Source organism: Paenibacillus sp. GQ49, assembly GCF_059759055.1.
Map to the genome: position 1 here is coordinate 35527 of NZ_JCAXEL010000005.1, position 13329 is coordinate 48855.

General features: G+C 43.0%; 10 protein-coding genes. 5 read left to right on the forward strand and 5 right to left on the reverse strand.

Annotation, left to right across the window (positions count from 1 at the left end):
- Positions 1-84 precede the first annotated feature (84 nt).
- Both AC6CIF_RS11540 and AC6CIF_RS11545 read left to right on the forward strand, forming a co-directional pair.
- Entirely contained in the window at positions 85-774 is a 690-nt protein-coding gene (locus AC6CIF_RS11540; protein WP_347387283.1) for an ABC transporter ATP-binding protein, read from the forward strand.
- Entirely contained in the window at positions 767-3424 is a 2658-nt protein-coding gene (locus AC6CIF_RS11545) for an FtsX-like permease family protein (RefSeq protein WP_498199724.1), read from the forward strand. Before AC6CIF_RS11540 ends, AC6CIF_RS11545 begins: the two co-directional genes overlap by 8 nt.
- A gap of 197 nt (positions 3425-3621) precedes the next feature.
- On the opposite strand, the gene AC6CIF_RS11550 is transcribed toward AC6CIF_RS11545, so the two are convergent.
- Entirely contained in the window at positions 3622-3900 is a 279-nt protein-coding gene (locus tag AC6CIF_RS11550) for a hypothetical protein (RefSeq protein ID WP_498199725.1), read from the reverse strand.
- A 184-nt stretch (positions 3901-4084) separates the two neighbouring features.
- Here AC6CIF_RS11550 and AC6CIF_RS11555 point away from each other — a divergent pair, with 184 nt between their 5' ends.
- Together AC6CIF_RS11555 and AC6CIF_RS11560 are read left to right on the forward strand one after the other, a co-directional pair.
- The gene (locus AC6CIF_RS11555) at positions 4085-5701 is read left to right on the forward strand and encodes a helix-turn-helix domain-containing protein (RefSeq protein ID WP_498199726.1); all 1617 of its coding nucleotides are present in this window, start codon (positions 4085-4087) and stop codon (positions 5699-5701) included.
- 28 nt (positions 5702-5729) lie between these two features.
- Positions 5730-7475 carry a cache domain-containing sensor histidine kinase gene (locus tag AC6CIF_RS11560; protein ID WP_498199727.1) on the forward strand — a complete coding sequence of 582 codons (1746 nt, stop codon included), beginning with the start codon at positions 5730-5732 and terminating at the stop codon, positions 7473-7475.
- Positions 7476-7579: 104 nt separating this feature from the next.
- Here the strand turns inward: AC6CIF_RS11560 and AC6CIF_RS11565 are convergent, their stop codons facing one another.
- The 4 genes from AC6CIF_RS11565 to AC6CIF_RS11580 all read right to left on the reverse strand — a co-directional run bounded on the left by AC6CIF_RS11565 (position 7580) and on the right by AC6CIF_RS11580 (position 12271).
- Positions 7580-8470 (reverse strand): carbohydrate ABC transporter permease, encoded by an 891-nt coding sequence (locus AC6CIF_RS11565; protein WP_100526293.1) that lies wholly within the window; start codon positions 8468-8470, stop codon positions 7580-7582.
- Between the two features lie 18 nt (positions 8471-8488).
- Complete coding sequence (locus tag AC6CIF_RS11570) at positions 8489-9379, reverse strand: ABC transporter permease (RefSeq protein WP_221821140.1); 891 nt, start codon at positions 9377-9379, stop codon at positions 8489-8491.
- A gap of 90 nt (positions 9380-9469) precedes the next feature.
- The gene (locus AC6CIF_RS11575) at positions 9470-11074 is read right to left on the reverse strand and encodes a type 2 periplasmic-binding domain-containing protein (protein ID WP_498199728.1); all 1605 of its coding nucleotides are present in this window, start codon (positions 11072-11074) and stop codon (positions 9470-9472) included.
- Between the two features lie 186 nt (positions 11075-11260).
- Positions 11261-12271, reverse strand: a complete 1011-nt coding sequence (locus tag AC6CIF_RS11580) for an alpha/beta fold hydrolase (protein ID WP_498199729.1) — start codon at positions 12269-12271, stop codon at positions 11261-11263.
- 124 nt (positions 12272-12395) lie between these two features.
- Between AC6CIF_RS11580 and AC6CIF_RS11585 the strand changes: the two genes are divergently transcribed.
- Positions 12396-13280 carry a LysR family transcriptional regulator gene (locus AC6CIF_RS11585; protein WP_498199730.1) on the forward strand — a complete coding sequence of 295 codons (885 nt, stop codon included), beginning with the start codon at positions 12396-12398 and terminating at the stop codon, positions 13278-13280.
- Positions 13281-13329: the final 49 nt, after the last annotated feature.

Here is a 13329-nt window from a genome sequence, read left to right on the forward strand (position 1 = left end):
AGCTTCTTCTTCACTTCAACGTAAGCTTCCACACCTATAATAATAATCAAGCAATGCTAATCATACAACTGGAGGTACAACAGGGTGGAAATTTTGAAGACCGATCATTTATGGAAAATATACGGAAGTGCTGAGGCTAAGGTGGAAGCATTGAGAGATGTTAATCTGTCCGTCAATCAAGGAGAATTCGTTGCGATCGTGGGCGCCAGCGGATCTGGTAAAAGCTCATTGCTGCATCTGCTCGGGGGAGTGGATCAACCGACAAGTGGCCAAGTCATTATTGACGGTATGGACCTGTATTCTCAAAGTGAAAATGAACTGGCTGTGTTCAGAAGACGCAAAATCGGTTTTATTTTCCAATCATACAATCTGATCCCGGTGTTAACTGCGGAAGAGAACATTAAATTGCCGATGCTGCTTGAGAATAAACATGTGGACGAGGGTTATCTTGAGGAATTATTGAGCGTGCTGGGACTCAGCGATCGAAGGCAGCACCTTCCGTCCCAACTATCAGGCGGGCAACAGCAGCGGACTGCAATTGGACGCGCATTGATTAATAAACCATCGATTATTCTGGCGGATGAACCAACCGGCAATCTGGATAGCAAGAACAGTAAAGAAATCGTGGATCTTCTTACCTTCTCCGTCAGAAAGTACAATCAAACCTTGATTATGATCACACATGATTTGAATGTGGCCCAGCGAGCGGACCGTGTTGTAAATATAAAAGATGGCACACTCTTGCAGCAAACAGGGGTGAAAGATCGTGAATAGGTATACTAGTCTTACCCAAAAATATTTGCTAGGGCAGAAAAAAAGATCAATACTAACGATCGTTGGCATTATTTTGTCTGTGACTCTACTTACAGCCATGGGAACCATTGGCCTCAGCTTCAGAGACAAGGTGGTTCGGCAAACCGTTCAAGAGTACGGTGATTACCATGTTTCTTTTAACGGATTACCCGGAGAAGCCATCTCTAAAGTTGTCAATAATGCATCTGTGGAGAGTGCCGGAATTATTAGTAGGGAAGGATATTCAGTCCTTAGTAAAACGAGTGAGAAAGAGAAGCGAGAAAATCCATTTGCTGCGCCTTATCGGTATTTGAATCTCAAAAATTATAACATCGATGCAATGAGCAAACTCCAGATTCAATTGGATGCGGGCAGACTTCCCAAGAATTCTCACGAAATTATCCTACCTACGTTGAGTCTGGATAGCTTTCCAACGAAACCGAAACTGGGTGATTCGATTAAGTTAAATCTGGGAGATCGGATTGTTGCATCAACAGGGGAAATGAAAAAAATTAATGGTTTGGGAGATCTCGGCTGGGATCAGGATGAGGATTTTCGCCCCCAAACAGAGAGGGAATTTACCGTCGTCGGGTTTAGTAACCCAGGCACTAAGGGTTCCTGGTCGGCTAACTTCATATTACCGGCCATCACTTATGATGATAACCAAACGATCAAACCGGATAAAAAATACTTCATTTACGTCAAAATGAAATCGATGGATCAAATCGAGCCAAAGACAAAAGCTATCATATCATCATTAAATGTTGAGAAAGTGGATCAAGGTTCTGCCGTAAAACTAGATAGGGCTATCGACATTAAAAATGTTCGGATTGATTACAATAATGAACTGCTCAAGTTATATGGCAAAAGCACCTACGAAGGTGTAAACCATAGCCTACTATACGCATTCGCTGCAATCATCATCATTATTATGGGTTGTACGAGTGCGGTAATTTATAACACGTTTCATATTTCTGTTTTGGAGCGCACTTCCCAATTCGGTATGCTGCGTTGCATAGGAGCAACCCCATCACAAATACGCAAATTAGTTCTCAAAGAGGCGACAATTCTCAGTCTGATTGGCATTCCCGTAGGACTATTCACGGGAACGGTCTTTATGAAGCTTCTGTTTTACAACATTAGCTTTTTGGCACTAGGTTTTCTGAATGATATGCAAATGGTCATTTCCCTACCGATTCTGATTATTGCTGGTGTACTTGGACTGCTGACTGTGTATCTTTCTGCCATCGGACCGGCTAGACTGGCAGCGAAAGTATCCCCACTTGAAGCAATAAATGGCTCGGGAAGTACAAAGGTGGACAACGTAACGTCCATCCGAAAATCAATGCTGGTGAAAAAGCTGTTTGGTATGGAAGGCCAGTTTGCTAGTCGAAACATACGACGAAATAAAAAACGCTTCCGCATCACAGCCTTTTCCATGGTTGTCAGTATCCTTTTATTTATTGTCTTTAGCGGCTTGGCCGGATTCTTAGGACAGACGTCTCAATCGGGGATCGAGTATTCCTATTCAGTTCAATATGAAGGGGATTCCAAGCAGATCGATGATTCCGTATATTCAGACATTGTCAAAATTGACGCAGTAGAACATGCTTATAAGTTATATAGCCATCAAGTGATGGCAATTCTTCCGAAGGATAAAGTCAATCCCAAATATTATGAACTCAGGAAGGGAATGTATTCTGTTGAAGAAGGAGAGGGGTATCGAACAGACAACAATTTCCTCGAATCCTACGGACATAACGGACTCGATGCTCTGAAATCCAAACTAACGGCGGGTACGATCGACAAAGATAAGATGAACCAGGAGAATGGCGTCATTCTCAATCAGAAGATACGAATTATAACGACGGAGGAAGGCAAACAGATTATCATCGACCAAACCCAGTTTAAGGTTGGGGATCACATCCAAGTACGTACTTTAGAGGGGGGGAATCAAAAATACAAGACACTGACGGTGACGGGGATCGTTGAACAAGGGGTGTTATCGAAAGATTATAATGAGAGCGCGATGCTTGAACTCATTACGACACCTGAAGTCATAGAGAAAGTTACAGGTAACGATGCATATTCAAGGATCTTTATTCTTGCGAAAACCGATATATCAAACAAACCGATCACGGATTACCTCAAGTCCCTAACCGAAAAAGATGCTGGTTACAGCTATATGGACAATGTGATGGCGCAAGCAAAGGCCAAAAACGACGCCACCACAGCAAGCATCTTTTTGTATGGTTTTATCGGTGTAATTGTCCTTATTGCATTCCTGAATATACTGAACACCGTCAGCACCAATCTCATTCTACGCACCAAAGAATTTGCGGTGCTCAAAGCTATCGGCATGACACAGCGTAATGTTGGGAAAATGATCCTATTAGAAGGTGTTTTATACGGCCTGTACGCTGCATTATACGGTAGTATACTCGGAACAATACTGAGCTATGGGATACATCATCTCTTCAAAGGTGCTCTCGATGTAGGTTGGGCCATTCCATGGTCTAGTATTGTTCTTGCTTGTGCAGGCGCCATAGCAACAACACTCGTTGCTACAGCTTGGCCGATGTATCGATTAAACCAAACGAGCATCGTTGAGGCATTGAGAAAGGAAACATAGAGAAACTGGAGAACTATAAAATAGAATATTCCTTGAAAAAGTCGCATAAATAGAGTGCGACTTTTTTTGTTTTAAGAAGCTTGGTACTTATGCGGTACATCAGAAGAAAACCTCATAATTGTAATTAACATGAAAATCAAACAACGATTGAATGTGTTCCGGTTCACTTGTCTTTTCTTACATCTTGTAAAACACCTTTACATAACAGCAGATGATTCAGCCGATTTATTTTTCTTCGCAAGCGGCTTTTTCTTTAGTGTCCTATCATACAAATATGGCTTTCCGTGATAATCCCGTGCATGCTTTTGTTTCTGCTTTTTATGTATATCAACCTTGATCTCCAGATTGGCAACGTTATTCTGGAATTCAGAAGCAACTCGTTTGCACCATTTCAATCCACTTTCTTCAGATGCACTGAAATGCACGCGTAATAGATATCCGTTCACCGTTAATTCAAACTTGTATAAATTCATCATATGTATCCTTTCCAGACGGGCATGTTATGCTACACCAAATACGATAATCTGATTATAACAGGAACATACGTTCTGTAAAAGTGTTATTTATGATACCCGCAATGTAATAAGGTTCGCCAGACATCTTTGCAAGAGTTCGTTTAATGGTAAAATATCTAAAAATGGTTCATGTTGGGGGATACGCATGTATAAACTGATGATCGTAGATGATGAATTGCTCATGCGGGTTGGAATTCGTTCCATGCTGAATTGGGAAGAGTACAATTTCTATGTTGTTGGTGAAGCGGGAAATGGAAAAGAGGCATTAAGCCTTGCGCTTGAAGTGATGCCTGATCTAATCATTACAGATATTAAGATGCCAATTATGGATGGGCTGCAGCTTATACAAGAGGCCTCCTGCGTACTGAAAACCTGTAAGTATGTCATCCTGAGTAATTTTGACGAGTTTCATTATGTGAAAGAGGCGCTAAAACTTGGTGCTTCAGATTACTTGATTAAAAGCGAGATCACCGAATCCTCCCTTATTGACCTCCTGAGCACGGTTGGACAGAAACTGCAAAGTGAACATGTTCACCCAACCAACACACCCTCTATAACACAGGACTATTCCAAGAGCCTGAGATATCTAAAGGATAGTTTCTTCCAAGATATTGTAAGCGGATTCATCGGTGAGGAAGATATCGTCACCAAAGCGGAAGAATTACATTTTCGTTTACGTTCGGACCAGTTGGTTGTCATTAAGTTCATCGTGAATTATTACGAGGATGCAAAGCGGAAATATGTAGAGAAGGGGGAAAAGCTGCTCCGATTTTCAATTCTTAATATTATGGAAGAGATCATTCCTTCGAAATGGGAGAAAGAAATTTTTGTTGAAAGTTCCTCTGAATATTGGGTGATCGTCAATGTACTTCCTGAGAGCCAATCTGTACACGCCGACTTGAATAAACTATGTAATAAATTGCTGTCTTCGATCAAGGATTTTATGAATCTGTCGCTCACGGCTGGGGTAAGTAGAATGACTTCCGGTTTCCCTCACATCAGGAAGGCCTGCCAAGAGGCGGAAATGGCTCTACAACAAGGTTTCTTTACAGGTAGCAACCAGGTATTGTATTACGAGCATATGGTTCAATCCCCAGATCGACATGAAGTTAAGGGGGCTTTGAGCCCGCAACAAGAACGAGATTTGTTGAAGTTGTGGGTAAGCAAAGACAACCAAAAGGCGGAAGAGTTCCTGGAAGGAATCCGATCCAATCTGGAACAGTTACGAGCAGATGAGAATAGCATTCGCAAGCAATATATCATGGTGATGGAAACGATACATTCCCATCTATCCCGCGCTTCGGAAAGAGGTGCCCCTTCTTTAACAGAAAAATCGCCCTATGAAATCGTTCTCAAGGGGGAGTATTGGGAGGATATCCACCAAGATATGCTTGCTCATATTGCGTATTACTTCCAAACCGATTCCCAAATCAAACAGGAAAGCACTTACACCGATCTCGCTACTGAATTGATCGATAAGTATTATGCGGAAGATATCTCATTGCAAAGTATTGCTAGCCAAATCAGTGTGAATCCGTCATATCTCAGCCGCGTGTTCAAACAGGAACGAGGAGAGAACTTTATTACGTACTTGACCCGAGTTCGAATTGAACATGCCAAGGCGTATCTATTGAGCAGAGGAATGAGAGTGTATGAAATCGCAGAAAAGGTGGGCTACCATAATTACACGTACTTCAGCAAGATTTTCAAAAAATCGGTAGGTGTCACTCCTGAGGAATATCGAGAATTACAGCAGGGATGAATGTAATCGGTGAATAGAGGTGCAGCATATGAAGCATGTTCGGCCCTTCCGAATCAAGTACAAAATTATGGTGATCTGTATGACGGTCATTATCCTGCCGGTATTGGTGATGACAATCAATTCCTATTACTCCTCAGAGCGTTTGTTGGCACAGAACTATACAACGTTGCTAAACGATCTGGCCAAACAAACGAATATTCGCATTGACGAGTTCCTCAAGGAGATTGAGAAAATTTCGTTGCTAGCCAGCAATGGGCTTAGTGACAATCTGTCTGCGACTCATGAAGGGAGTTTCCCGATCCAGGATTTCCTGCGAGAGGGTGATGAACAACATGAGATTGCCGCATACAATATTCTGATGAATTATATCATGATGAAAGATCGCGTATTCTCCATCTATCTCTACAATATGAACGGGGGACAAGACCTTTTTGTCAGTCCACATCAACCCATTGATCCAAATTTCAAAGTAGCGAACGAATTGTGGTTTAAAAAGTTCATGCATGATAAGGATCGAACCATTACCCTCACAACACGAATCGACGAGCAATTGGAGAATAAAATACTGGCAGTGTCACACGCTCGCAAAATTCATGATGTGACTAGTGGAAAACTGCTTGGCGTGATTGTTGTCAGCATTGATATCAAATTCATTGAAATCGTCAACCGCAACTTGCAGGAAGGGCTGCGCTCCAGATTCATGATCGTTGATGAGGATGACAAGATCGTATATAACGTGAACGAACGATTAATCGGGACACTGTTTCGAGATAACGTTCGTCCGCCTGAATCACTAAATGTCGTGGTGACCAGTCCCCTTAGTCAGCAAAAATGGACAACTTACTTATATATGCCTTTGGATGAGCTGACTGCTGATGGCAAAATATTGGGCCGTAATCTGGTGACGCTTGCCATTGTCATTGTTCTTTTTGCTGCCGTCATATCCATCTTTTTATCTCACGTGATCACAACTCCCATTAAAAAACTGCTACGGAATATTGCTTTAGTCGAGAAAGGTCAGTTTGAACAAGTTGAACCTATTGGCTCCAGAGATGAGATTGGACATTTATCCATTCGATTCAACAGAATGTCACACGAATTGAAGCGGTTGGTCGAACGGATGCAGCAGGAAGAAATAGAGAAAGCCAAGGCCGAGATGCGTGCGCTCCATGATCAGATCAAGCCTCATTTTCTGTATAACACCCTTGGGTCGGTGAAATGGATTGCCTCAATGCAGCAGGCTGATAAAATCGTGGAAATGACCGATGCACTAATCTCGATGCTCCGCTATGCAACAAAATCTGATGGAACCCTCGTAACCATTCGTGAGGAACTTGATAATATAACGAATTACGTAACGATCCAGAATGTCAGGTACTACGATTGTATTCAGATGAGATACGAGATTGAGGATAGACTGCTGAATTATCGCATGCCCAAAATGATCCTGCAGCCGATTGTGGAGAATGCGATTTTTCATGGTCTGGCCGAACTGGAAGAAGACGGAATCATCACCATTCGGATTCAATCACAGCTGGATGAAGTTGTGATCGAGGTCTGCGATAATGGCGTGGGTATGGATCATCATACGATGCAGAATCTATTGGAAGAGAAGCCCGGTGCAAGTACGGGAACGAATGGGATTGGATTGCATAATGTGCAACGGCGGATTCAACTTCATTTTGGGAAACCCTATGGAATACAGGTGGAGAGTAAAATAGGTGAAGGTACCATTTTCTCCATTCTGCTGCCTGCCATCATAGAAGCCAAATAGTCATAGATGCTTTCATTTATGTATCTCATAATGCGATACAGCGATCATAAAAATAAGTTTAGATATAAACAAAGGGCTCGCAGTATGGACTGCAAGCCCTTTGTTTACCCTTTGACGCTACCTAACACCAAACCTTTGGTGAAATATTTCTGTAAGAATGGATACACGAGCAAAATCGGAATGGCACCCAGGAACATCTGAGCGGCGCGCCCCGTTCTGGCGTTCATCATGGACAACAGCTGTGTATAATCTGACCCGGATTTCAGCATGATTTGCTCAAAACTTTGCAGGAGGGTCTGGAGGTAACTTTGTAATGGATAATTGTCTGGATTGTTCATATAGATAATGCCATCGAACCACGAATTCCAGTGGGCAACGATACTGAACAAACCAACCGTAGCGAGAGCGGGCTTGAGAAGTGGGAGTAGAATACGAAGCAATACCTGTACAGGCCCAGCCCCATCGATAATTGCTGATTCTTCAATCTCCTCGGGCAGCCCCCGAATGAAATTCATGAGGATAATCATGCTGAATACGGGGAGGGCCCCAGGCAGGATCAGAGACCAGATGGAATCGATCAGTCCCATTTTGACGACCACGAGATAGGTTGGAATTAGCCCTCCACTGAATAACATGGTTATTATGAAAAATCCCATATAGATATTACGCCCCATCAATTTTTGTTTGGATTTGGAGAGGGGATAAGCCGTGAGTACGATCAGAACCAGATTCACCACCGTTCCGATAACGGTTCGTTGAATGGCTACCCAGAGAGAGGAGAAAAATGATCCTCCCGTTAATGCAAATTCATAGGCTTTTGTTGTAAATTCCACAGGCCAGAACGTAACACTCCCCGCAGATACAGCCGCGCTGCTGCTGAATGAAACAGCCAGCAGGTTGATAAACGGCAGAATACAGAGGAGAGAGATTAGAAGCAATATGGTGTAGTTTATGATAAGAAAAACACGCCTGCTCATACTTTTATCATAGATCATAATGTGAGTTCCTCCTTCTTAGAAGATACGATAGCCAGCCACTCTGTAAGCCAGGATGTACGATACAGCAACGAGAACACTGGAAATGATCGATTTGAATAACCCGACAGCGGTACCAATTGAATACTGTGCTTGTTGAATTCCTAAACGGTAGACATAGGTATCAATAATATCACCGGTCTGATAAACAACAGGGGAGTAGAGATTATAGATTTGGTCAAAGCCAGCATTGAGTACGTTCCCAAGTGAAAGTACGGTCATTAAAACAATGGTTGGCATGAGGAGAGGCAACGTGATGTAGACGGTCTGCTTCCACCGTTTCGCTCCGTCGATCACTGCGGCCTCATAAAGTCCCGGATCAATACTGGTCAGAGCTGCCAAATAAACAACCGTGCCAAATCCGAAGCCTTTCCATATGTCACTCACAATCATCGTCCAAGGAAAAATAGAGGGTGTGCCAAGAAAGGAGATCGGTGCAATCCCAAATACACTTAGAAATGTATTGATAATGCCGTCGGAGCTAAGGATATCCAGCATGATGCCGGCCATAATGACCCAAGAGAGGAAGTTCGGAATGTAGACAAGGGTTTGAAATGTACGTTTAATTCCACTGTGTAGTACCTCGTTAAGCAATAATGCGAAAATTACGGGTACGATTATACCACCGATAATCTTAAAGACAGACATGTACAATGTATTCCAGATCGTTCTTACGAAGTTCGGCTGATTAAATATGTGGGTAAAATTATCCCACCCTACCCATGGCGAGTTGAAGCCGAGGCCCGGATTGTACTTCTGAAACGCAATAATAAGTCCGTAGAAAGGGATGTAACAAAAGATGAAGACCAAGACCAGGCTTGGAATCAACATGAGATGGTAAGGACTCTGCTGCTTCCATTTTCTCAACATTCATATTCCTCCGTTCCTTGTACGCCAAATGTAATCGCTATCAAATAAAGGGGAGAGATGGCCCTCATCCCCTCTTTGTGACAAACGAGATTATTTCTTCCCGTAGGCTTCATTAACTGCCTGGGTTGCGTTATCGCCCCCGGCTGCACGCCAATTCTGGACAATAACATCGAAATAATCGATACTTTCGCTACCCATAATGATCTTGGTGAAACCTTCGGTCAGGATATCATCCAAGGTTGTGCCGTAGCTTGAAAGTATTTCTGGCGTAACACCCCATAAGGCCGTCTTTGTATAGTTCTCGCTGTCCAGTACTTTCTTGGCAAGACCATACGCGTTCTTTGGAGCCCCTTGTTGCAAATAATCACCAACTGCTCCTGGGGTTGCATTCTCTATGAATTCCACACTGTTGTTATATTTTTGCCACATACCCGAAGTCGTGAGTCCACTGGTATCCTTGGATTGAAGGGCAGCGGAGACCGCCTCAAATTGCTCGTAATCGGAATTCGGATTAAGTACACGGAACGCTCCAACAACATGGGCAATATCGTTGTCCAGCAAGGCGGATAACGTTTCTGTGGATTCCTTGCCATTGCCTTCATCCACAATATAAGCATAGTCGTTCAAAATTTTGATCACTTCTTCAGGACTTTTAAATCCCTTTTTCATGACGATATAATTGTTGTTAGCGAAAAAGATGGATTGTTTGGCTTCTTTCCCATCAACGGTAGGGATGATATAAGGGTAGAAGATGGCGTCCTTACCCAGATTGGATACCGTATCGACACCCGGATTATAACCCCACCATTGGTAATAAGGCTGCATTCCCACTTTGCCGGCTACGATATCCGCGTTCATCGCATTAAAGTCTTTGATTGCAAATTCCGGATCAATGATGCCTCGCTTGTACCATTCTGACCACTCAGCCAGCGCATTTTTCATCTCAGGCTGCACTGAGCCGTACACGAGTTTTCCAGTGCTATCCTCCATCCACATATCCGGATGCGCATTCCATGCAATGGCGAGCAGGTTGAGGTAATCCAACGATTGGTCTACCGCTATACCATAACCACCGTGCTTTTCCATGAATTTTAGTGCGATATTTTTGATGTCTTCCACAGATTTCGGATCTTGGACTCCCAATTCTTCTTTCCAGTCGTTCCGAATCCAGATGAAGTCTGGTTGTTCAATTAATCCCCAGTGCATCTGTGGTATCCCGTATAGCTTACCGTCTTTCTTTCCAGATTCGTAACTGTCTGCATCTGCTTCCATGTAACCTTTGAGACGATCTGAAGCGTGTTGATCAAATACCTCGGTAAGGTCCATGACCATATCTGCTTCGACTAACTGTCTCAGTTGTGATGGATTAACTCTGAATACGTCAGGAAGATCGTTCGATGCGATAGCCAAATTGAGTTTTGTATCGTACTCATCGCTAACCCAGTCTGTTTTGACGTTGATATTAAACTTCTCTTTGTATCGCTTAATCCATACATTGTTGGTGATATCGTCGCCCTTTGGATATTTTGCAGAAGAGTATTCTGATGTTACGGTATGAATGGTTGTTGTTCCAGCCTCGTTGGAATCCGTGTCCGTCGTTGAACCTTTATCAGCACCGCTTCCATTGCTACAGGCTGCGAGTAATAAGGTTGACATGCACACAGACAAGACTAAGGCTTTCGTTTTCTTGTTCATTTCTTTTCCCCCTTATCAGTCGTATTTCAATAACGCTTACTTGAAAATATTCTAAACGAGAAAGGGGGAATGTGATATAAAGGTTATTGACGAGAACCCGTATCTTTTTTTACTTTTGAGTTATAGCGAAGAAAAGAGAAATGAGCTTTGTGCACTTTTTTTACTTTGTACTCCTTCTTTTTTTACTCATGTCTCCAAAAATTGCTTTAGATGACGATCGATAACGAGTGAATCCTCTTCGTTTGCTCCGATTCCAAAGCAGTGTCCCCACTTGGACTCTACAGGTTGATACACCGCGTTTGGCATATGCTGAGCATCATACGAACTGTCTTCTGGCGTGAAGAACAAGTCACTTGATCCTGGCATAACGAGTGCAGGAGCAGTGATCTTGCTTAACGCCTGTTCGAAGTTGCCGTCATCTACGGGATTATCGCTAATGTCACCATATATTCCTGTACGCAGCATGGTAATCAAGTCGTTAGCATCGAAGGGAAGAAATACCTGATCCCAGTAATCTTCTACATAAGATTTCAAGGAGTCGTAACCCTCAGATTGATACAATTTCTCCAAATAGTACGCCTGTGAGAACCCCCATGGAGCATAAGCTCTTCCCATCGCTGCGAGACCGGCAACCGGAGGGCGCTCATATCTACCATTTTTATAATTTGAATCTGCCTGTAACGCCGCGATCATTGCTTCAAATACCAACTGTGTATGGGGTCTGCTCTTTGCCGTTCCGCCAAAGGGGGCAATACGCTCGACCATCTCAGGATAACTGGTTCCCCATTGATAAACCTGCATGGCTCCTAGAGACCAGCCCACAACAAGTTTGATTTTGGAGATACCGAATTTTTGAGTGATGAGTTGATGTTGGGCACGCACATTGTCATACATGGAGATGAGGGGAAAGTTGTCCTTATCGTATGGGGCAAGGGTATTACTTGGAGAGGACGATAATCCGTTACCCAACATATTGGGCACAACGATAAAATGACGACTGGGGTCCAGTGCCTTGTCTGTTCCAATTAACCATTCATTATCTGTGTGAATTCCAGCAAACCATGTTGGGACAACAATAACATTGTCCTTTGCCGCATTTAAGTTTCCATAGGTCTTGTAAGCGATAAAGGCTTGAGGGAGCTGTTGTCCCGATTGAAGTAATGTATCTCCAAGGTTATATGTTTCATAATCGTTCATAGATTGATTCTCCTTATAAAATAGTAATAACTTGATTTCACTCTACAATACGTCTATTATCAATTCAACGAAACGTTATCGAACATATCATTCATTTATTTTGAACTTAGGAGGTGCCTGACTCATGGAAATACGCCAGCTAAAAACCTTTTGGACACTTGCATCGACCTGCAGCTTTAGTCAAACTGCTGAATTATTGAGCTATGTACCCTCTACCATAACCATGCAAATCAAATCGCTGGAAGAAGAGCTTGGTGTGAAATTGCTGGATCGATTAGGCAAAAAGGTCGTGTTAACGGATGCTGGCCAACAGTTTCTACCTTACGCCACTAAGATTTTAAACGATGTAGAGGAAGCAAAGTGTATATCCAGTCAGCACGGAGAATTGGCGGGAACGGTTGTGATCGGAGCAGACGAAGTGCTGTGTGCATATCTTCTTCCAGCCTTGTTCAAACGCTTCCGAACGGACTATCCTGGTGTGCGGTTATTGTTCCGCCCCTTGTCTGGGCAAGAGCTTAAATCGAGTCTGAGAGAAGGGCATGCCGATGTCGTTTTTGTATTGGATGAGCCAATTAATTCCAAAGACCTTCAGTCAGAGTTTTTAAAGGATGAGACCTTTCAAATGGTGGTTTCTCCCGATCATATGTTAGCATCGCGTTCCGTGTTGGTCATTGATGACTTCCACAAACAGCATTTTCTACTGACCGAAAAGAACTGTTCGTATCGCACTCATTTTGACCAATCCATAACGAAGAAAGGTGTGGATGCTCTGACAGAGCTGGAGTTTCATAGTGTAGAAGCCATTAAACAATGTGTTGTGGCTGGTCTAGGGATCGCTTTATTACCTGAAATGGCTTTGAAGAAAGAGTTGAGCGATGGGGAAGTGGTTGCTCTGCCGTGGGATTTATCAGATGTATCCTTTTCTGCGCAAATGCTCTGGCATCGGGAAAAATGGATCTCTCCGTCCATGGCTGCTTTCATGGAGGTCGCCAAGAGTGAGTTAATTTGATTGTTCAGAATTTGTTTAGATGTATGTGTTAAAATATTCTTCATGGAGA

Coding starts and splice junctions, on each gene's coding strand:
- AC6CIF_RS11550 (WP_498199725.1), bottom strand. CDS start 3,900: ATGATGAATTTATACAAGTTTGAATTAACGGTGAACGGATATCTATTA.
- AC6CIF_RS11555 (WP_498199726.1), top strand. CDS start 4,085: ATGTATAAACTGATGATCGTAGATGATGAATTGCTCATGCGGGTTGGA.
- AC6CIF_RS11560 (WP_498199727.1), top strand. CDS start 5,730: ATGAAGCATGTTCGGCCCTTCCGAATCAAGTACAAAATTATGGTGATC.
- AC6CIF_RS11565 (WP_100526293.1), bottom strand. CDS start 8,470: ATGATCTATGATAAAAGTATGAGCAGGCGTGTTTTTCTTATCATAAAC.
- AC6CIF_RS11570 (WP_221821140.1), bottom strand. CDS start 9,379: ATGTTGAGAAAATGGAAGCAGCAGAGTCCTTACCATCTCATGTTGATT.
- AC6CIF_RS11575 (WP_498199728.1), bottom strand. CDS start 11,074: ATGAACAAGAAAACGAAAGCCTTAGTCTTGTCTGTGTGCATGTCAACC.
- AC6CIF_RS11580 (WP_498199729.1), bottom strand. CDS start 12,271: ATGAACGATTATGAAACATATAACCTTGGAGATACATTACTTCAATCG.
- AC6CIF_RS11585 (WP_498199730.1), top strand. CDS start 12,396: ATGGAAATACGCCAGCTAAAAACCTTTTGGACACTTGCATCGACCTGC.